Source organism: Streptomyces sp. NPDC005195 (assembly GCF_040608315.1).
In the GTDB taxonomy this organism is placed as follows: domain Bacteria; phylum Actinomycetota; class Actinomycetes; order Streptomycetales; family Streptomycetaceae; genus Streptomyces; species Streptomyces kaempferi.
Genome location: NZ_JBEXHZ010000004.1, coordinates 70,514 through 88,996 on the forward strand (window position 1 = coordinate 70,514; position 18,483 = coordinate 88,996).

Below are 18,483 nucleotides of genomic sequence, written 5' to 3' on the forward strand. Positions count from 1 at the left end.
AACGTAGAGCGGGGCAAATCGAATATGCCAGCCGGGCGCCGGGAGGTTCATGATTGCGGGGGAAAGATCATCGAACGCGTCGCGCGGGACCACTGCCGCGTGTACGACAGCCGGCGATGAACGCGAGCCGGGCACTCGGCGGGGAAAGGCGCCGGACGAGCGGGACGAGCGGGACGACGCGGTCCGCGCCGGGCCGTCCCGCGCCGCGCGACGAAGGGAGCCGTACGGCGGAGGGGCCCGCCGCGCGGTGCGCGGCGGGCCCCTTTCCCTTACGCCGGGAGCTCATGGCCCCCACCTCGGGGACTACTTGGCGAAGGCGTAGCTCATGAGCTTCTTCGCGTCCGACTCGCGGGCCGGGATGGACGTCGAGGAGAGAACCGTGCCGATGACGGTCTTGCCGCCTCGGGTGGCGGCGAAGACGAGGCAGTACCCCGCCTCGGGGCCGGAGCCCGTCTTCACGCCGATGGTGCCGCTGTAGCTGCTGAGCAGGCCGTTGGTGTTGGTCCACGCGCCCATGGTGCGGGTGCTGCCGGTCTTCGTGACGGTCTTCGCCGTGTACGACTTCGTCTTCACGACCGTCTTGAACGTGCTGTTCTTCATCGCGCTGCTGGCGAGCTTCGTCAGGTCGCGCGGGGTCGAGTAGTTGTGGCCGTTGCCGATGCCGTCGAACGAGTCGAACTTGGTCTTCGTCATGCCGAGGGACTTCGCCGTGCTGTTCATCTTGCCGATGAACGACTTCACACGGGCGGACATGGTCGAGCCCGAGCCGTACTTGTCCGCGAGCGCGTACGCGGCGTCGCAGCCGGACGGCAGCATCAGACCGTAGAGGAGCTGACGGACGGTGACCTTGTCGCCGACGATCAAGTGGGCCTGGGAGGCGTTGTTGCGGGCAACGTAGTCGCTGTACGCCTTCTGGATGGTGACCTTGGTGTCCAGGTTCAGGTTCGACTGCGAGAGGACGACCTTGGCGGTCATGATCTTGGTCGTGGAACCGGTGGACCGCTTGGTGTCAGCGGCCTTGGTGTAGAGGGTCTTGGCCGTGCCGTTGTTCATCACGTAGCCGCCCTTGGCGGCGATCGTGGGCGTGGTCACCGCACCCGCGGGTGCCGCGCCGAAGGCTCCGGCGGCCAGAACGGCGCCGGTCGTGACGGTCACAGCGGCGGCCCTGCGGAATCGCGTGCCCTTAATGCCGGTAATCAAAATGAACGCTCCGAATGCGCGAAATGCCCCTGGGAGAACGGCACATGGCAGTGCCGTCTCACGTACGGACTCCCCACGCCCCCAAAGGGATGCACGGAAAGGGGAACTTAGTGATGTGACGTGGGTTACGTCGGGAGCCCCAAAGGTGAACGCGCGAGAAGCCGCCGGGTCGCGCCGGTCCGCATCCTGGACGGGGAACCGTCATGCGTCCGTGTTGTATCTATGATGTGCGCATGCCTGCCGCCCCACCCGTCTCCGCCCTGCCCGCCACCCCTCCGGTGAAACAGCCGCCCGCCGCCGACCGGGTCTACGCCCACGTCAAGCAGGGTGTCCTGGAACGCCGTTACGAAGGGGGGACGCTGCTCACCGAGGGCGAACTGGCCGACGCCGTCGGGGTCTCCCGTACGCCGGTGCGCGAGGCGCTGCTCCGGCTCGAGGCCGAGGGTCTGATCAGGCTCTACCCGAAGAAGGGCGCGCTCGTCCTGCCCGTCTCCGCGCAGGAGATCGCGGACGTGGTCGAGACCCGCCAGCTCGTCGAGGAGCATGCGGTCCGCAAGGCCGTACCGGCGGCGCCGCGGCTCATCGCGCGGCTGGAGGAACTCCTCGCCCAGCAGAAGGAACAGGCGGCCGCGGGCGACCTGGCGGGCGCCGCCGTCACCGACCGCTGCTTCCACGCGGAGATCGTCCGCAGTGGCGCCAACGAGATCCTCTCCCGTCTCTACGACCAGCTCCGCGACCGTCAGTTGAGGATGGGAGTGGCCGTCATGCACGCGCACCCCGACCGGATCACCAAGACGCTCACCGAGCACGAGGAGATCCTCGAAGCCCTGCGCTCCGGGGACGCGGAGGCGGCGGTCGGCATCGTCCACCGCCACGTCAGCTGGTTCTCGAACCTGGCGCGGGGAGAGGTGCGATGAGCTCCCACTCGGCCGTGTCGCTGCCCGGTGATCCGCCCGGCGGGCGCCGCGCCGTCGGCGTCTGGGGCATCGGTGTCGCCGTCTACTTCGTCGCGGTCATCTTCCGTACGTCGCTCGGGGTGGCCGGACTCGACGCCGCGGACCGTTTCCATGTGAACGCCTCGGCCCTCTCCACCTTCTCGATCCTCCAGCTCCTCGTCTACGCGGGCATGCAGATACCGGTCGGGCTGCTCGTCGACCGGCTCGGCACCAAGAAGGTGCTGACCTTCGGCGTGGTGCTGTTCACGGCGGGACAGCTGGGCTTCGCGTTCTCGTCCTCGTACGGGATGGCGCTGGCCTCACGGGCGCTGCTGGGCTGCGGGGACGCCATGACGTTCATCAGCGTGCTGCGGCTGGGCACCCGCTGGTTCCCGGCCCGGCGCGGGCCGCTGGTCGCCCAGCTCGCCGGGCTCGTCGGCATGGCGGGCAACCTCGTGTCGACCCTCGTGATCGCGCGACTGCTGCACGGGGTCGGGTGGACGGCGGCGTTCGCGGGCAGCGCGTTCGCGGGTGTGGTCGTCCTCGTCCTGCTGCTCCTCTTCCTCAAGGACCACCCCGAGGGCCACGAGCCCGAGCCGTTCCCGCACCAGGGCGCCGCCTACGTGCGCCGGCAGATCCAGGCGTCCTGGCGCGAGCCCGGCACCCGGCTGGGCATGTGGGTGCACTTCACGACGCAGTTCCCGGCGATGGTGTTCCTCCTGCTGTGGGGCATGCCGTTCCTGGTCGAGGCGGAGGGACTGTCGCGGGCGACGGCCGGTGAGCTGCTCACCCTCGTCGTCCTGTCCAACATGTTCGTCGGGCTCGTCTACGGGCAGATCGTCGCCCGGCACCACGCGGCGCGGCTGCCGTTGGCGCTCGGGACGGTGTCGGCGACCGCGGTGGCGTGGGCGAGCGCGGTGGCCTACCCCGGGCAGCACGCGCCGATGTGGCTGCTGGTGACACTGTGCGCCGTGTTGGGTGCCTGCGGGCCGGCTTCCATGATCGGGTTCGACTTCGCCCGGCCCGCGAATCCGCCCGAGCGGCAGGGGACCGCGTCCGGGATCACCAACATGGGTGGTTTCGTCGCCTCCATGACGACGCTGTTCGCGATCGGGGTGCTGCTGGACTCGACCGGGGACAACTACCGGATCGCGTTCTCCGCGGTGTTCGTCCTTCAGGCGGTCGGCCTGAGCCAGATCTTCCGGCTGCGCAAGGAGGCGGCGCGCAGGGAGCGGGAGCGGTTGGTCGCGAGCCGCGTGGAGACCGTGCACGTACCGGCGTAGTCACCGCCGGGGCTCCTCGCCCCGCCGCCCCCACCCTTCCCCCGAGCTCTCGGCCTCGCTCGGGCGGGGGCGACCGGCCCGCGCTGCGTCCGGGGCCTTCGCCGCGGACCGTGGATACCTCCGGGCCCGCCGCCCGTTACGGCGTGACCGTGAAGTTGCGGAGGATCGTCGTGGTCAGCTCCGGGTCGCCTTCGGTCTTGATGCGGTCGGAGACGGCGTCGGGGGTCACCCGCCCGCAGGCCAGACGGTAGAAGGTCTCCCAGTCGAGGGTGAGGGTGGCGGCCGGGCCGAGCGAGGGGGCACCGTCTATCGAGCCGCGCCCCTCGGCGTCGACACGCACCGTGCGCAGGAACTCCACGGGCCCGTGGACATCGAAGACGACCGCCGAATGCGCGGGCGCCCCCGCCTCCTTGGCCACCACCTTCGGCAGCGCGGCGAGCAGCTGGTCGCGGACGATCTGCGCGCCCGGGGAGTCGAGGTTGCCCGGCCGGCCGAGGGTGGTCCGGAGGTCCTGCTCGTGCACCCACACGTCGAACGCACGGTTCAGCATGGCGCGTTCGAGGGTCACCTCGGTGCCGAGCGGACCGCGTACCTTGGCGTCCGGCTGCCGTGTCTCGTTCCGCAGCTGACGGTTGCGGCGGATGATCGTGTACTCCAGCTCGGAGGTCATCTCGGGCGCCGTGTGGTGGCGGCGCACATCGACCTGCATCTCCATGTAGCGCTGGTGCTCGTTCGTGACATGGAACAGGTCCCGGGGGAGCGTGTGGATCGGCCGCGGATCGCCCAGCATCTCGCAGTCGAGCCCGATCACGTGCGACACCAGATCCCTTACCGACCAGCCTGGGCAGGGCGTACGCCGGTTCCATTCGCCCTCCACCAGCGGCGACACCAGTTCGGATATCGCGTCGATGGAGTGGGTCCAGGCGTCGGCGTAGGACTGAAGGCTCGGATGCAGACTCACGGAACGGGACCCCTCGGGCGGTCGGTACGCGGGCAGTGGGTGTCTTGGAACGCTAAGTTACGCTGCTGTGAGGCACCCCGGCAGTGCTTTGGTGTGACGATCGTAGGCCCGTATGGACGGCTCGAATGCCAGGACGGTGGTAGTGTGCACGCCTCTCTGCTCCAGATCGACGTAAATGCCACCGAATCGGTCGATTCGCGCCGGCGGCGGGTGGCGGCTCTGGTACGAGAACAAGCCGGAGTGGACCTGGTGGTGCTCCCCGAGCTGTGGACCACGGGGGCGTTCGCCTACGAGTCGTTCGCCGCCGAGGCGGAGACCCTCGAGGGACCGACCGCCGAGGTCATGGCGAAGGCGGCGAGCGACGCGGGCGTGTGGCTGCACGCCGGCTCGGTCCCGGAACGCGCCCCGGACGGAACGCTCTACAACACCTCCCTCGTCTTCTCGCCCGCCGGCGACCTCACCGCCGCCTACCGCAAGATCCACCGTTTCGGCTTCGACAAGGGCGAGGCCGTACTGATGGGCGCGGGCGCCGAGCTGGTGACGGTCCGCCTCCCGGAGACCACCGTCGGCGTCGCCACCTGTTACGACCTCCGCTTTCCCGAGCTGTTCCGCGGGCTCGTCGACGCGGGCGCCGAGACATTCGTCGTCCCCGCCGGCTGGCCCGAGCGCCGCCGCGCCCACTGGACCCTCCTCGCCCGGGCCAGGGCGGTCGAGAACCAGGCGTTCGTACTCGCCTGTGGAACGGCCGGCACCCACGCGGACGTTCCCCAGGCCGGTCACTCGATCGTGGTCGATCCGTGGGGCGAGGTCCTCGCGGAGGCGGGCCGCGACGAGGAGGTCCTCAAGGTCGAGTTCGACCCCGGGAAGGTGGCGACGACGAGGGACCAGTTCCCCGCGCTCAAGGACCGCGCACTGGGCCTCGCACCACCACGCGGGTGACGCACGGTAGCGACGCGTGCGGCCGGCGCACGGACCCGACGCATGCCGCCGGCGCCCGCGGCGGTGGCGCACGCCGTTGCCGCGGACGGCTGCCGCGACCGGCGCAGCGTGCCGGTTCAGTCCGCGCCGTGCTCCTTCTCCGCCAGGTGGATCACGCAGACCGCCACCGCGATCAGCAGCGCGGTGTCCGCGTCGTCCCGGACGACGTCGACGCCGTAGGTCTCCCGCACCCGCAGCCACCGCCGCGAGATCTGCGCCAGGAGTTCCCCGTCGTAGTCGACGCCGAACTCCCGGTCCAGGATCTTCCCGCTGACGTCGAGTTCGCTGCCGTCCACCAGGGCCACCCGGTAGTGGTTGCGCAGCAGGGACAGCCGCTTGCGCCGGATGGTGGCCAGTGTCTCGCCGTCCCGCTCGATGACCATCGTGTCCCGCAGGGCGAACATCTTCTGGTGGATGTCGATGAGGACGCGCCCGCGGGTGTCCTTCAGCTCGAACGTGTCCCGCAGCCGCATCGCCTTGCCGTCGACGAGGAACACCTTGTTGCCGTGCTCGTCCTCGATCCAGTAGTCGTCACCGAAGCCGAGGAGCCGGTCGCGCACGAGGAATCTCATACCGTCACGGCTTCCCCGGTGGCCGGTCCGAAACGCCGTCTGTAGGCCGATGGGCTCAGTCCCGTCTCCCGCCGCAGCCGCGTCCTGAGGTTCGCGGCGGTGCCGAGGCCGCTGTGCCGCGCGACGACCTCGATCCGGTGTTCGCCCCGCTCGATGAGGCGGCAGGCCAGCGCCACCCGCTCCCCGGTCAGCCATGCCAGCGGGGTGGTCCCGAGCTGGGCCCGGAAGCGCCGGTGCAGGGTGGCCGGGCTGAGTGCCGCGTGCGCCGCGAGGGCGGCGACCGTGAGGGGTTCCCCGAGCCGCTCCCGCGCCCAGGTCAGCAGGGGTGCGAGGGACTCGTCCGGCACGTCGGGCACGGGGCGCTCGACGAACTGCCGCTGCCCGCCGTCGCGGTGCGCGGCGAAGACCAGCCGCCGGCTGACGGCGTTGGCGATCTCGGCACCGTGGTCGCGCCGTACGACGTGCAGGCCGAGGTCGAGCGCCGACGCGCTGCCGGACGCGGTGAGGATGTCCCCGTCGTCGACGAACAGCACGTCCGGCTCCAGCCGCACCTCCGGGAACCGGGCCCGGAAGGACGCCGCCCACATCCAGTGGCAGGCCGCCCGTCGCCCCTCCAGCAGACCGGCCTCCGCGAGTGTGAATGCGCCGGAGCAGAATCCGATCAGTCGCGCGCCCCGCGTGTGCGCCCGGCGTATGGCCTCCAGGACCTCGGGGGAACGCGGCGCGTCGGTGTCGGGCCGGTTCGGCACGATCAGGGTGTCGGCGCCCTCTGCCGCGTCCAGCCCGGCGACGTCGGCGAGTGTGAAGAACCCGTCCCGCATCCGGGTGCGCCCGGAGGCCGCGCACAGCCGGAAGTCGTACAGCTCCCGCCCCAGCTCGGGCCTGCGCAGCCCGAAGACCTCGATGGCGCAGCTCATCTCGAAGGGGTTGGAGTTCTCGTCGACGATCAGGACGACCCGGTGCGCGGTGGTCCCGGGGGCGGCCCCCGGAGCGGTCCCCGGAGGGACCTGGGGAGCGGTCCCGGGGGTGTCCCCGAGGGCGGGGTGCGAGGATCCTTGCGGCATGTGCGATTTCTAGCACTCGTGGACCCGCCCGGCCGGGCCGAGGATGACCGCATGCCCGACGAACCCGTTTCCCTGACCGCCGCCCTCGCCTCCTTCTCCGACCTGTGGAGCCCCCGGATCGTCACCGCCGTCAACGACTACGACGTGCGCGTGGCCAAGGTCGAGGGCGAGCACCTCTGGCACACGCACGATCACACGGACGAGTTCTTCCTGGTCCTGGAGGGCGAGCTGACCATCGCCCTGCGGGAGCCGGACGGCGAGCGGACCGTCGTCCTCCCCAAGGGTTCCGCCTTCACCGTCCCGCGCGGCACCGAACACAGGCCGAGCGCTCCGGCCGGCGCCGCGATCCTGATGTTCGAACCCACGGGCACCCTCACCGTCGGCGACCGCCACGACGAGATCCCGGACCACGTGGACGCCACCACGGGGCATGCCCTGGGCTGAGCGCCGAGAGCGTGTTCCTGCCCGGATGGCATGCTTGAAGCATGAACGACGCCGCCCCCGCCCCCGCGCCCCGCCGTGTCCGTGTCCGCGCCCCCGAGCTGATCGGCAAGGGGGGCTGGCTGAACACCGGAGGCAACGCACTCACCCTCGCCGACCTGCGGGGTAAGTGCGTTGTTGTCGATTTCTGGACCTTCTGCTGCATCAACTGCCTGCACGTCCTTGACGAGCTGCGGGAGCTGGAGGAGAAGCACCGGGACACCGTGGTGATCATCGGGGTGCACTCGCCGAAGTTCGTGCACGAGGCCGAGCACCAGGCGGTCGTCGACGCCGTCGAGCGGTACGGCGTCGAGCACCCGGTGCTGGACGACCCCGAGCTCGCCACCTGGAAGCAGTACGCGGTGCGGGCCTGGCCGACGCTCGTGGTGATCGACCCCGAGGGTTACGTCGTCGCGCAGCACGCCGGGGAGGGGCACGCGCACGCGATCGCCCGGCTGGTGGAGGAACTGGAGGCCGAGCACGCGGCCAAGGGGACGCTGCGGCGCGGGGACGGGCCCTATGTGGCGCCCGAGCCCGAGCCGACCGCGCTCCGTTTTCCCGGCAAGGCGCTCGCCCTGCCGAACGGGAACTTCCTGGTCAGCGACACCACCCGGCATCAGCTGGTGGAACTCGAGGCGGACGGCGAGACGGTCGTACGGCGCATCGGGTCCGGCGTGCGCGGGTTCGTGGACGGACCGGCCGACGCGGCCGGCTTCAGCGAGCCGCAGGGGCTGGCGCTGCTCGGCGCGGACGGTCCGGTCGTGGTGGCCGACACCGTGAACCACGCCCTGCGTCGGGTCGACCTGGCGACCGGCGAGGTCACGACCCTCGCGGGCACCGGCCGGCAGTGGTGGCAGGGCTCGCCGACGTCCGGCCCGGCGCGCGAGGTGGACCTGTCCTCGCCGTGGGACGTGGCGTTCTTCGGCGGCAGGGTCTGGATCGCCATGGCCGGGGTGCACCAGCTGTGGGCGTACGACCCGGCGGACGGGACCGTCGGGGTCGCCGCGGGCACCACGAACGAGGGACTCGTCGACGGGCCGCCGGCCGAGGCCTGGTTCGCCCAGCCGTCCGGGCTGGCGGCCACCGCCGACCGGCTCTGGGTGGCCGACTCCGAGACCTCGGCGCTGCGTTGGGTCGACCTCGACGGCAGCGTGCACACCGCCGTCGGCACCGGCCTGTTCGACTTCGGTCATCGTGACGGCGACGCCGGACAGGCCCTGCTCCAGCATCCGTTGGGCGTGACGGCGCTGCCCGACGGATCGGTCGCGATCAGCGACACGTACAACCACGCGCTGCGCCGCTACGACCCGGCGACGGGCGAAGTGACCACGCTGGCCACGGACTTGCGGGAGCCGAGCGACGCGGTCCTGGTCGGGGACGACATCGTGGTCGTCGAGTCCGCCCGGCACCGGCTGACCCGGCTGCGTCTGCCCGAGGAGGCCGTGCGGGTGGAGTCGGTGGCCCACCGTACGCGGCGCGCCCCCACCGAAGTCGCCCCGGGCGGGCTCCGGTTGGACGTGATCTTCCAGGCTCCGGCGGGCCAGAAGCTGGACACCCGCTACGGTCCGTCCACCCGGCTGCTCGTCTCGTCGACCCCGCCCGAGCTGCTGCTCGACGGCGAGGGGGCGGGCACGGACCTCTTCCGGGCCCTGGAGCTGAACCCGGCCGTCACGGAGGGTGTCCTGCACGTCTCCGCGATGGCCGCGTCCTGCGACGACGATCCGTCGAACGAGTACCCGGCCTGCCATGTCCACCAGCAGGACTGGGGCGTGCCGGTGCGCCTCACCGCGGAGGGTGCGCGACGGCTGCCGCTGGTGCTGGCGGGGATGGACGACTGACCTGCGGCTACACGCCGTATCCGCCGCGGTGGTGCCGCTCCTCCTCGATCACCGGGGTGCTCGGCGGCACCACCACGCGCCGCCGCCTCGCGATGCTGTTGAACGTCAGGACCCCGATCAGTCCGACGACCATGAAGATGACGCCGACCAGATCGAGGTTGACCCCCTTCATGTGCCAGTCGGTCGCGAACGTGAGGATGGCCCCCGCGCCGATCAGGATGATGCAGCCGCCCAGGCCCATGGGTGTCGCCTCCTTGGAGTAGCAACTCGCGGTCTTTCCAGGCTCGTTCCGAGTACCCGGGACCCCGCGAGACATGCGGAGGCGCTCACTCGCCGCTCGGTGGCACCGTTCGGCGTCCTCGCCCGAGGACTATCCCTCCAGGAACGCCACCAGCGCCTTGGCCAGCAGGAACGGGTCGTCGGCGCCGCACAGTTCGCGGACGCTGTGCATCGAGAGGATGGCCACACCGATGTCGATGGTCTTGATGCCGTGGCGGGCCGCGGTGATCGGGCCGATGGTGGTGCCGCAGGGCATGGAGTTGTTCGAGACGAAGGACTGGAAGTCGACGCCGGCCCTCTCGCAGGCGGCGGCGAACACCGCGCGGCCCGCGCCGTCGGTGGCGTAGCGGTTGTTGACGTTCACCTTGAGGATGGGGCCGCCGTTGGCGCGCGGGTGGTGCGTCGGGTCGTGCCGCTCCGCGTAGTTGGGGTGCACGGCGTGGCCGGTGTCGGAGGAGAGGCAGACGGTCCCCGCGAAGGAGCGTGCCCGGTCCTCGTACGTGCCGCCCCGTGCGAACACCGAGCGTTCGAGCACGCCGCCGAGCAGCGGACCGTCGGCGCCGGTGTCGCTCTGCGAGCCGTTCTCCTCGTGGTCGAAGGCCGCGAGGACGGGGATGTACGGGAGCTCGGAGCCGGTGCCCGCGGCCGTGGCCACGGCGACCAGCGCCGCCGTGCCCGCGTGCACGGACAGCAGGTTGTCCATGCGGGGGCCGGCCAGCAGCTCGTTGTCGCGGCCCAGGTAGGCCGGCGGTTCGACGGAGTGGGTCATCAGGTCCCAGCCGGTGATCTCGCCGGCCTGCAGACCCGACTCCTCCTCCAGGAACGTGATCAGGTCGCCCTCGTGGGTGTCGCCCAGGCCCCAGACGGGCTGGAGATGGCGCTGCTTGTCGAGCTTGAGGCCCTCGGTGGAGACGGAACGGTCGAGGTGGACGGCCAGCTGGGGGACGCGCAGCAGCGGCCGGTCGATGGTGACCAGACGCGTGGAGCCGTCGCGCAGCGCCAGCCGGCCTGCCAGCCCGAGGTCGCGGTCCAGCCAGGAGTTCAGCAGCGGTCCGCCGTAGATCTCCACGGCCACCTGGCGCCAGCCGTGCGCCCCGGTGTCCGGCTGCGGCTTGACGCGCAGGTTGGGGGAGTCGGTGTGCGCGCCCACGATCCGGAAGGGGGTGTGCGGTCCGGCGCCCTCGGGCACGTACCAGGCGATGATCGCGCCGCCGCGCAGCACGAACTTCCCGCCGCTCGTGCCGTCCCACGCGTCGGTTTCGGCGACCTGACGGAATCCGGCCTTCTCCAGCCGCTCGGAGGCGTTCGCCACGGCGTGGTACGGCGTGGGGCTCGCCGCCAGGAAGGTCATGAGGTCGTCGGTGTGGCCGCGGTCGAAGCGGGCTGGGTAGCTCATGAGTTCACCTTAACGACGCTCGGGGGCCCCCTCCCCGGGATGGTGAGCGGGCTCTCGTAAGGGGGATGTGAAGGGCGGACATCTGGTGGGAGCCGGACGTTCCCGAGTGGTGCCCGCTGGTGGACAACGGTGCGGGAGGGGAGGCGCCGCCCGTGTTCCGGCCCGCCGTGGGGGCCTTCGGAATTGCACGCCCCGGCGCGTATCGAATCGCGCGCCCCTTTATACGCCCTCTCTGCGCCCCTGGCTCTCCTGTGCCGGCGTTCAGTTCGGACACCCCGTTCGGGCCGCCCCGGGCACCCCGTCGAGGGCCCCGCCGCCGCCTCCGCCGTGCCGAACGGCCCGCCCCCGGAAACGAATCCGGGAGCGGGCCGTCGAGCGGACGAGGAGTGGGCGCCGCGCGGGCGCCGCGGGGCTCGAACTCAGAACGCCGCTTCGTCCAGCTCCATCAGGTCCAGGTCCACGCCCTCGGCCAGCTCGCGCACGCCGGTGACGCCGGGCAGGACGTTCGCGGCGAAGAACTTCGCGGCGGCGATCTTGCCGGTGTAGAAGGGCCTGTCCTTCGCCGACGCCGTCTCCAGCTTCTCGGCGGCGACCGCGGCACCGCGCAGCAGCAGGTAGCCGACGACCACGTCACCGGAGGCGAGGAGGAGGCGGGTGGTGTTCAGACCCACCTTGTAGATGTTCTTGACGTCCTGCTCGGTCGCGGTGAGGTCGGTGAGCATGAGGCCGACGATGGCCTCCAGCTCGACGGCCGCCTTGGCGAGCTGCTCGCGGGCCGCGGACAGCTCCTCGCCGCCGGTGGCGAGCGCCAGGAACTTCTTGATGTCCTCGGCGAGCGAGTTCAGCGCCGCGCCCTGGTTGCGGACGATCTTCCGGAAGAAGAAGTCCTGGCCCTGGATCGCGGTGGTGCCCTCGTACAAGGTGTCGATCTTGGCGTCGCGGATGTACTGCTCGATCGGGTACTCCTGCAGGAAGCCGGAGCCGCCGAAGGTCTGCAGGGACTGGGCGAGCTGCTCGTAGCCCTTCTCGGAGCCGTAGCCCTTCACGATCGGCAGGAGCAGGTCGTTGAGGGCCTCCAGCGCGGCGGTGTCCTCGCCGGCGGCCTCCTTGACCTGGATGTCGTCCTGGATGGCCGCGGTGTGCAGGACCAGGGCGCGCATGCCCTCGGCGTACGCCTTCTGCGTCATCAGCGAGCGGCGCACGTCCGGGTGGTGCGTGATGGTGACCTTGGGCGCGCTCTTGTCCATGAAGTTCGCGAGGTCCGGGCCCTGGACGCGCTCCTTGGCGTACTCCAGCGCGTTCAGGTAGCCCGTCGACAGGGTCGAGATGGCCTTCGTGCCGACCATCATGCGGGCGAACTCGATGATGCGGAACATCTGGCGGATGCCCTCGTGCTTGTCGCCGATCAGCCAGCCCTTGGCCGGGTGACGGTCGCCGAAGGTCATCTCGCAGGTGTTGGACGCCTTGAGGCCCATCTTGTGCTCGACGTTCGTCGCGTACGCGCCGTTGCGCGCGCCCAGCTCGCCGGTCTCGAAGTCGAACTCGTACTTCGGGACGAGGAAGAGGGAGAGGCCCTTGGTGCCCGGTCCGGCGCCCTCGGGGCGGGCGAGCACGTAGTGGAGGATGTTCTCCGACATGTCGTGCTCACCGGACGTGATGAAGCGCTTGACGCCCTCGATGTGCCAGGAGCCGTCCGCCTGCTGGACGGCCTTGGTGCGGCCGGCGCCGACGTCCGAGCCCGCGTCGGGCTCGGTGAGGACCATGGTGGAGCCCCACTGCTTGTCGACGGCGATCTTCGCGATGTGCTTCTGGACCTCGGTGCCCTCCTCGAAGAGGATGCCGGCGAAGGCCGGGCCCGAGGAGTACATCCAGACGGCCGGGTTGGCGCCGAGCACCAGCTCCGCGTAGGCCCAGATGAGGGAGCGGGGGGCGGTGGAGCCGCCGATCTCCTCGGGCAGGCCCAGACGCCAGTACTCGGAGTCCATGAACGCCTGGTACGACTTCTTGAAGGAAGCCGGCACCGGGGCGGTGTTGGTCTCGGGGTCGAAGACGGGAGGGTTGCGGTCGGCGTCGGTGAAGGACGCGGCCAGCTCGTTCTCCGAGAGGCGGGTGAGCTCCTCCAGGATGCTCTTGGCGGTGTCCGTGTCCATCTCCGCGAACGGTCCGGTGCCGTACAGCTTGTCGCGCCCGAGCACCTCGAAGAGGTTGAACTCGATGTCGCGGAGATTCGACTTGTAGTGCCCCATGGCGACGGCTCCGTAAGGGTTCGGGGAGGCGGACGTACTCGCGGCCTCGTTACACGTACCAGCAAGTAGCTACGATGATGCTACCCGTCGGTAATAAGAATCAACCCCTGACGGTCCCTATGTGATGAGGCTCTAACGGGACTTCAGCCGGACGCAGGTGGGACTCGGGCCGAAAACGGGCGCGACGCGTGCCGCGCACGGGCCGGACTCCGGCGGGGAGCCGTACGCGGGGCGCGTCCGCGGCGCCGATGGCCGGGCGGAGCCGGTGGCCGGGTACGGGGATGGGCCGTCCGTGACTCCCCCGGAGGCCGCGCCCACTAGTCTTTGCCGCATGTACGGCTACGACCAGAACGCGGGCGCTCAGCAGCAGTACGCCCAGCCGCAGCAGCAGATGCCCGGCGGCTACGGGCAGCAGCCGCCGCTCTACCCCGAGCCGTCCCCGCCGTCGCTGGCGGACGCGGTCCGCGCCTTCACGACGGGATCGCTCGCCGCGGAGGACTTCCAGCAGGTCTTCGCCACCTCGAAGGTCTACTGCCCGCGCGGTGACAACCCCGGTTTCCTGGCGCTCCACAACACCCAGCAGCCGGTCATCCCCATGTTCAGCTCGCTCAAGGAGCTGCGCCGGTACGCCGGCAAGGAGTCCAAGTTCTTCGTGATCACCGGTGCGGAGGTGATCGACCTGCTGCCCACCGGCTACGGCTTCGTGCTCGACATGGAGGGTGAGCACCGCATGGTCTTCGACGCGAAGGCCGTGGAGCAGATGGTGGACTTCGCCATGCGTCGTATGTACGGCTAGTCCTGCCGCTCACGGACCACCGCGGACGCCCGGAGGGAATTCCCTCCGGGCGTCCGCCGTTACGGGTGGCAGAAAGTTCAACAATCAACTAAACTCGAAGCACAAGGAGGTACCGACATGCCTGCAGTGACCGTCGAAAACCCGCTGACCCTGCCCCGTGTGGTGGCGCCGGCCGACGCCGTGGCCCGTCCCGTGCTCACCGTGACGACCGCGCCCAGCGGCTTCGAGGGCGAGGGATTCCCGGTCCGTCGCGCGTTCGCCGGGATCAACTACCGCCACCTCGACCCGTTCATCATGATGGACCAGATGGGTGAGGTGGAGTACGCGCCGGGAGAGCCCAAGGGCACCCCCTGGCACCCGCACCGCGGCTTCGAGACCGTGACCTACATCATCGACGGGATCTTCGACCACCAGGACTCCAACGGTGGCGGCGGCACCATCACCGACGGGGACACCCAGTGGATGACCGCCGGTGCGGGCCTCCTGCACATCGAGGCCCCGCCGGAGTCGCTCGTCATGTCCGGTGGCCTCTTCCACGGCCTCCAGCTGTGGGTGAACCTCCCGGCCAAGGACAAGATGATGGCCCCGAGGTACCAGGACATCCGCGGTCGCTCGGTCCAGCTGCTGAGCACCCCCGACGGCGGCGCGCTGCTGCGTGTCATCGCCGGTGAGCTCGACGGCCACGAGGGCCCCGGCATCACGCACACGCCGATCACCATGGTCCACGCGACCGTGGCGCCCGGCGCCGAGATCACCCTGCCCTGGCGCGAGGACTTCAACGGTCTCGCCTACGTCCTCGCCGGACGCGGCAGCGTCGGTACCGAGCGCCGTCCGGTCCGCAAGGGCCAGACCGCGGTCTTCGGCGCGGGCGGCTCGCTGACCGTCCGCGCGGACGAGAAGCAGGACGCGAACACCCCGGACCTCGAGGTCGTCCTCCTCGGCGGACAGCCGATCCGTGAGCCCATGGCCCACTACGGCCCCTTCGTGATGAACACCCGCGAGGAGCTGCAGCAGGCCTTCGAGGACTTCCAGAAGGGCCGCCTGGGCACCATCCCGGCGGTGCACGGAATGTCCGAGCGCGGGCTGTAAGGACGTACGGCCCACGCGCCGTACGATCCCGACGCCGTACGCCCCCGCGGCCGCGCGCGTCTGACACCGCGTCACCCGGGCGGGCCGTTCCGAGAGGACGGCCCGCCCTTCGCGTGGTCGGGTGGAGAGGTGCAGCTACTCTCCGAGGGCGTCCGGCGGCTGGCGGCCTGGTGTGCCGTGATCCTGCTCGTCGCCGGTGTGGCGTGGGTCGGGATCCAGCTGTGCGGGGAGCTGCGGACCGCGGTCGTGCCCGTGCTGCTCGCGCTGCTGGGCACCGCGCTGCTGCGGCCGCTGTACCGGCGGCTGGTGAGCATGCGGGTGCAGCGGTCACTGGCCGCGGGGCTCACCTGTGTCGCGGTCGTCGTGGTGGTGGGCGGGGCGGTCTACATCGTCGTCGCCGCGCTCATCGACACCGGGGACCAGATCCTGGCCTCGCTCAAACAGGCCGCGCGATCCGTCGCCGAGCACTTCGGCGCGCCGGGCACCTCCCTCGACGACCTCACCTCGCACTCGAAGGAACTGCTGACCAAGTTCGGCGGGACGGCCGCGTCCAACGTCATCAGCGGGGTCAGTCTGGTCGGCGAGAGCATCGCCATCGCCGTACTGGCCCTGCTGCTCGTCTTCTTCTTCCTCCGCGACTCCCACCGCGCCGCCGGCCTGCTGCGCTCGCTCGCGCCCCACGGCACCGCCGACACCGTGGAAGCCATGGCCCGCCGCGCTTTCGGAGCCGTCGAGGGCTTCATGCGCGGGACCACGCTCATCGCCCTGATCGACGCCCTGTGCATCACGGTCGGGCTGCTGATCCTGCGTGTCCCGGGCGCGGTCGGCCTCGGCGCGCTCGTCTTCGTGGGCGCGTACATCCCCTACCTGGGCGCGTTCATCTCCGGCGCGGTGGCGGTGCTGGTCGCGCTCGCCGACCGCGGGCTGGTGATCGCGCTGTGGGCGCTCGGGGTCGTCCTCGCCGTGCAGGTGCTGGAAGGACACGTACTTCAACCGATGATCCAGAGCCGCACCGTGCAGATGCACCCGGCGGTCGTGCTGCTGGCGATCACGGCGGGCGCGTCCGTCGCGGGGATCCTGGGGATGCTGTTCTCCGTACCGCTGACGGCGGCCGCCTTCGGGGTGATCTCGGAGCTGCGCAAGCGCTACTCGTCGGGCTTGGTCGTCGACGACTCGTAGAACTCGAACCAGATGCTCTTGCCCTCGCCGCGCGGGTCCACGCCCCAGGCGTCCGCGAGGATCTCCACGAGCACCAGTCCCCGCCCGGAGGAGGCCAGTTCACCGGGGTGGCGCCGGTGCGGCAGGTCGTCACTCGCGTCCGTGACCTCCACCCGTGTCCGGCGGTCGCCCGGCTCGCCGGTCACCTCGGCGACCAGCAGCGCGTCGCCGTCGGTGTGCAGCAGGACGTTGGTCAGGATCTCGGAGACGAGGAGGACCGCCGAGTCGCGCTGGTCCTCCGAGCCCCAGTCGTGCAGCAGCTCGCGCATCTGCTGGCGGGCGTCCGCGATCCGCTCGGGCGCGGTCTGCGCCACGGTCAGCGCGGTACGGCGTGTCGTGGGCGGCGCCGCCATGACCGTGTCGTCCGCGTCCACGCCCTGGCGGGAGAGCAGCACCAGCGCGATGTCGTCCTCGCGCCGGTCGGCCAGCGGCCCCGGGGTGTGGTGCGAGGAGGGCCCGTGGACGCCCTGGACCAGCGCGTCGGCGAGCTCCTCCATGTCGCCGTCATGGGACTCCAGGATGCGGCGGATGCGCCGCCAGCCGGTGTCGAGGTCGTGGCCGCCGGTCTCGATCAGCCCGTCCGTGCAGATCAGCATGGTCTCGCCGGGCTCCAGGGCGAGCCGGGTCGTCGGGTAGTCGGCGTCCGGGTCGATGCCGAGCGGCAGCCCACCCGCGGTGGGGCGCATCAGCACGGTTCCGTCCGCCATGCGTATCGCCGGGTCCGGATGGCCCGCGCGGGCGAGGTCCAGCAGCCCGGTCGCCGGGTCCACCTCGACGTACAGGCAGGTCGCGAAGCGGGCGTCAGCGATTCTGCGGCCGCTCTCCCCACTGGAACCGTGCGTCATCGAGTCCGTCACGCCGTAGAGGAAGCGGGACGCCCGGGAGAGGACCGCGTCCGGGCGGTGGCCCTCGGAGGCGTACGCGCGCAGGGCGATGCGGAGCTGTCCCATCAGCCCGGCGGCGCGTACGTCGTGGCCCTGGACGTCGCCGATGACGAGCGCGAAGCGGCCGGTCGGCAGCGGGATCACGTCGTACCAGTCGCCGCCGACCTGGAGGCCACCGCCGGTGGGGACGTAACGCGCGGCGACGCCCATGCCCGGCATCCGCGGGCCCAGCGTGGGCATCATCGAGCGCTGCAGACCGTCCGTGAGCTCACGTTCCGTCTCGGCGGCCCCCGCCCGCGAGAGGGCCTGCGCGAGCATCCGGGCGACGGTCGTCAGCACCGAGCGTTCGTCGGGCGTGAAATTGACGGGGTACATGAAGGCCGCCATCCACGCGCCCATCGTGCGGCCCGCGACGGTCAGCGGGAGGAAGGCCCAGGACTCCCGGCCGAAATGCCGGGCCAGCGGCCAGGAGACGGGATAGCGCTCCTTGTAGGTCTCGGGGGAGGAGAGATAGACGGCCCGGCCCGTGCGGACCACCTCCGCCGCCGGATAGTCCGTGGCCAGCGACATGTGCGTGAAGGGACCCTCGTCCCCGGGCTGCTGTCCGTGGTGCCCGACGACGGTGAGCCGGTCGCCCTCGGCGCCGAAGACGGCCAGTCCGTCCGGCGAGAACCCGGGCATCGACAGGCCGGCCGCGACCCGCAGCACCTCCGCCGTCGACCGGGCCTCGGCCAGGGCCCGCCCCGCGTCCAGCAGGAACGCCTCGCGCGAGCGGCGCCAGTCACCGGTGACCGGGGTGCGCGCGGCGCTGCCGGGGGAGGGCTCGGTGACCTCCTGGAGGGTGCCGAACAGCTGGAACTCCCCGGTCTCCGGGTCGATCGTCGGCTTGGAGCGGCTTCGTGCGGTCCGCAGCACCCTGCCGTGCCCGTCCATGACCCGCAACCGCACCTCGGCGAGCGTGTCCTCGGCGGCGGCGAGCTGGACGACGCCGGCGACCTCGTTCCAGTCGGCCGGGTGGAACCGGGCGCGCACGGCGGCCTCGGTGAGTGTCACCGCCTCCGCGGGCAGGCCGAGGAGGCGGGCGGCCTCCGCGTCGAGGGTGACCAGCCCCTGAGCGTTGTCCCAGCGCCACAGGCCGGTCGCGAGGGCGGCCAGGACGTCCCCCACGGCGGGCAGGGGCTCACCAGTGCGCATTGAACCACTCTATGAAGAGGTGATCGGTGGGTGCCACCGAGAGTATGCGGAGTGGTGATCTATGGGTGGC

The 18,483-nt window shown here is 71.0% G+C and carries 16 protein-coding genes; 8 read left to right on the forward strand and 8 right to left on the reverse strand.

What is annotated here, in order from left to right; translation table 11 throughout:
* Positions 1 to 303: 303 nt before the first annotated feature.
* Positions 304 to 1,200, reverse strand: coding sequence for a D-alanyl-D-alanine carboxypeptidase (locus ABZV34_RS06585; RefSeq protein ID WP_356271922.1), 897 nt, complete (start codon positions 1,198 to 1,200; stop codon positions 304 to 306).
* A gap of 233 nt (positions 1,201 to 1,433) precedes the next feature.
* Between ABZV34_RS06585 and ABZV34_RS06590 the strand changes: the two genes are divergently transcribed.
* Both ABZV34_RS06590 and ABZV34_RS06595 read left to right on the forward strand, forming a co-directional pair.
* Positions 1,434 to 2,117: a GntR family transcriptional regulator gene (locus tag ABZV34_RS06590; protein ID WP_356271924.1), complete on the forward strand. Its 684-nt coding sequence runs from the start codon at positions 1,434 to 1,436 to the stop codon at positions 2,115 to 2,117.
* Positions 2,114 to 3,418 carry an MFS transporter gene (locus tag ABZV34_RS06595; protein WP_356271926.1) on the forward strand — a complete coding sequence of 435 codons (1,305 nt, stop codon included), beginning with the start codon at positions 2,114 to 2,116 and terminating at the stop codon, positions 3,416 to 3,418. Before ABZV34_RS06590 ends, ABZV34_RS06595 begins: the two co-directional genes overlap by 4 nt.
* A gap of 136 nt (positions 3,419 to 3,554) precedes the next feature.
* Here ABZV34_RS06595 and ABZV34_RS06600 read toward each other — a convergent pair whose 3' ends face one another.
* The gene (locus tag ABZV34_RS06600; RefSeq protein ID WP_356271928.1) at positions 3,555 to 4,379 is read right to left on the reverse strand and encodes a maleylpyruvate isomerase family mycothiol-dependent enzyme; all 825 of its coding nucleotides are present in this window, start codon (positions 4,377 to 4,379) and stop codon (positions 3,555 to 3,557) included.
* Positions 4,380 to 4,523: 144 nt separating this feature from the next.
* On the opposite strand from ABZV34_RS06600, the gene ABZV34_RS06605 reads away from it, so the two are divergent.
* Entirely contained in the window at positions 4,524 to 5,318 is a 795-nt protein-coding gene (locus ABZV34_RS06605; protein WP_356271930.1) for a carbon-nitrogen family hydrolase, read from the forward strand.
* A gap of 116 nt (positions 5,319 to 5,434) precedes the next feature.
* Here ABZV34_RS06605 and ABZV34_RS06610 read toward each other — a convergent pair whose 3' ends face one another.
* Together ABZV34_RS06610 and ABZV34_RS06615 are read right to left on the reverse strand one after the other, a co-directional pair.
* On the reverse strand, positions 5,435 to 5,929 hold the full coding sequence (locus ABZV34_RS06610) for an LURP-one-related family protein (RefSeq protein ID WP_356271932.1): 495 nt from the start codon (positions 5,927 to 5,929) through the stop codon (positions 5,435 to 5,437).
* On the reverse strand, positions 5,926 to 6,993 hold the full coding sequence (locus tag ABZV34_RS06615; RefSeq protein ID WP_356271934.1) for a helix-turn-helix domain-containing protein: 1,068 nt from the start codon (positions 6,991 to 6,993) through the stop codon (positions 5,926 to 5,928). The genes ABZV34_RS06610 and ABZV34_RS06615 overlap by 4 nt, the downstream gene beginning before the upstream one ends.
* 51 nt (positions 6,994 to 7,044) lie before the next feature.
* Here ABZV34_RS06615 and ABZV34_RS06620 point away from each other — a divergent pair, with 51 nt between their 5' ends.
* Positions 7,045 to 7,437 (forward strand): cupin domain-containing protein, encoded by a 393-nt coding sequence (locus ABZV34_RS06620; protein WP_356271936.1) that lies wholly within the window; start codon positions 7,045 to 7,047, stop codon positions 7,435 to 7,437.
* Positions 7,438 to 7,478: 41 nt separating this feature from the next.
* On the forward strand, positions 7,479 to 9,311 hold the full coding sequence (locus tag ABZV34_RS06625) for an NHL domain-containing thioredoxin family protein (protein WP_356271938.1): 1,833 nt from the start codon (positions 7,479 to 7,481) through the stop codon (positions 9,309 to 9,311).
* A 7-nt stretch (positions 9,312 to 9,318) separates the two neighbouring features.
* Here the strand turns inward: ABZV34_RS06625 and ABZV34_RS06630 are convergent, their stop codons facing one another.
* The 3 genes from ABZV34_RS06630 to ABZV34_RS06640 all read right to left on the reverse strand — a co-directional run bounded on the left by ABZV34_RS06630 (position 9,319) and on the right by ABZV34_RS06640 (position 13,232).
* Entirely contained in the window at positions 9,319 to 9,552 is a 234-nt protein-coding gene (locus ABZV34_RS06630) for a hypothetical protein (protein ID WP_356014021.1), read from the reverse strand.
* Positions 9,553 to 9,681: 129 nt separating this feature from the next.
* Complete coding sequence (locus ABZV34_RS06635; protein ID WP_356271940.1) at positions 9,682 to 10,986, reverse strand: M18 family aminopeptidase; 1,305 nt, start codon at positions 10,984 to 10,986, stop codon at positions 9,682 to 9,684.
* Positions 10,987 to 11,405: 419 nt separating this feature from the next.
* Positions 11,406 to 13,232 (reverse strand): acyl-CoA dehydrogenase, encoded by a 1,827-nt coding sequence (locus tag ABZV34_RS06640; RefSeq protein WP_356271942.1) that lies wholly within the window; start codon positions 13,230 to 13,232, stop codon positions 11,406 to 11,408.
* 331 nt (positions 13,233 to 13,563) lie between these two features.
* Between ABZV34_RS06640 and ABZV34_RS06645 the strand changes: the two genes are divergently transcribed.
* The 3 genes from ABZV34_RS06645 (at position 13,564) to ABZV34_RS06655 (ending at position 16,296) form a co-directional block, all read left to right on the forward strand.
* The gene (locus ABZV34_RS06645) at positions 13,564 to 14,028 is read left to right on the forward strand and encodes an SseB family protein (RefSeq protein ID WP_356271944.1); all 465 of its coding nucleotides are present in this window, start codon (positions 13,564 to 13,566) and stop codon (positions 14,026 to 14,028) included.
* Between the two features lie 117 nt (positions 14,029 to 14,145).
* Complete coding sequence (locus ABZV34_RS06650) at positions 14,146 to 15,117, forward strand: pirin family protein (protein ID WP_356271946.1); 972 nt, start codon at positions 14,146 to 14,148, stop codon at positions 15,115 to 15,117.
* A gap of 129 nt (positions 15,118 to 15,246) precedes the next feature.
* Complete coding sequence (locus ABZV34_RS06655) at positions 15,247 to 16,296, forward strand: AI-2E family transporter (protein ID WP_356271947.1); 1,050 nt, start codon at positions 15,247 to 15,249, stop codon at positions 16,294 to 16,296.
* Here ABZV34_RS06655 and ABZV34_RS06660 read toward each other — a convergent pair.
* On the reverse strand, positions 16,263 to 18,413 hold the full coding sequence (locus tag ABZV34_RS06660) for a SpoIIE family protein phosphatase (RefSeq protein ID WP_356271949.1): 2,151 nt from the start codon (positions 18,411 to 18,413) through the stop codon (positions 16,263 to 16,265). The genes ABZV34_RS06655 and ABZV34_RS06660 overlap by 34 nt on opposite strands.
* Positions 18,414 to 18,483 lie beyond the last annotated feature (70 nt).

Bases quoted from the DNA above. Each gene is read 5' to 3' on its own strand.
- ABZV34_RS06590 (WP_356271924.1), top strand. From the start codon at position 1,434: ATGCCTGCCGCCCCACCCGTCTCCGCCCTGCCCGCCACCCCTCCGGTG.
- ABZV34_RS06595 (WP_356271926.1), top strand. From the start codon at position 2,114: ATGAGCTCCCACTCGGCCGTGTCGCTGCCCGGTGATCCGCCCGGCGGG.
- ABZV34_RS06610 (WP_356271932.1), bottom strand. From the start codon at position 5,929: ATGAGATTCCTCGTGCGCGACCGGCTCCTCGGCTTCGGTGACGACTAC.
- ABZV34_RS06615 (WP_356271934.1), bottom strand. From the start codon at position 6,993: ATGCCGCAAGGATCCTCGCACCCCGCCCTCGGGGACACCCCCGGGACC.
- ABZV34_RS06620 (WP_356271936.1), top strand. From the start codon at position 7,045: ATGCCCGACGAACCCGTTTCCCTGACCGCCGCCCTCGCCTCCTTCTCC.
- ABZV34_RS06625 (WP_356271938.1), top strand. From the start codon at position 7,479: ATGAACGACGCCGCCCCCGCCCCCGCGCCCCGCCGTGTCCGTGTCCGC.
- ABZV34_RS06630 (WP_356014021.1), bottom strand. From the start codon at position 9,552: ATGGGCCTGGGCGGCTGCATCATCCTGATCGGCGCGGGGGCCATCCTC.
- ABZV34_RS06635 (WP_356271940.1), bottom strand. From the start codon at position 10,986: ATGAGCTACCCAGCCCGCTTCGACCGCGGCCACACCGACGACCTCATG.
- ABZV34_RS06640 (WP_356271942.1), bottom strand. From the start codon at position 13,232: ATGGGGCACTACAAGTCGAATCTCCGCGACATCGAGTTCAACCTCTTC.
- ABZV34_RS06645 (WP_356271944.1), top strand. From the start codon at position 13,564: ATGTACGGCTACGACCAGAACGCGGGCGCTCAGCAGCAGTACGCCCAG.
- ABZV34_RS06650 (WP_356271946.1), top strand. From the start codon at position 14,146: ATGCCTGCAGTGACCGTCGAAAACCCGCTGACCCTGCCCCGTGTGGTG.
- ABZV34_RS06660 (WP_356271949.1), bottom strand. From the start codon at position 18,413: ATGCGCACTGGTGAGCCCCTGCCCGCCGTGGGGGACGTCCTGGCCGCC.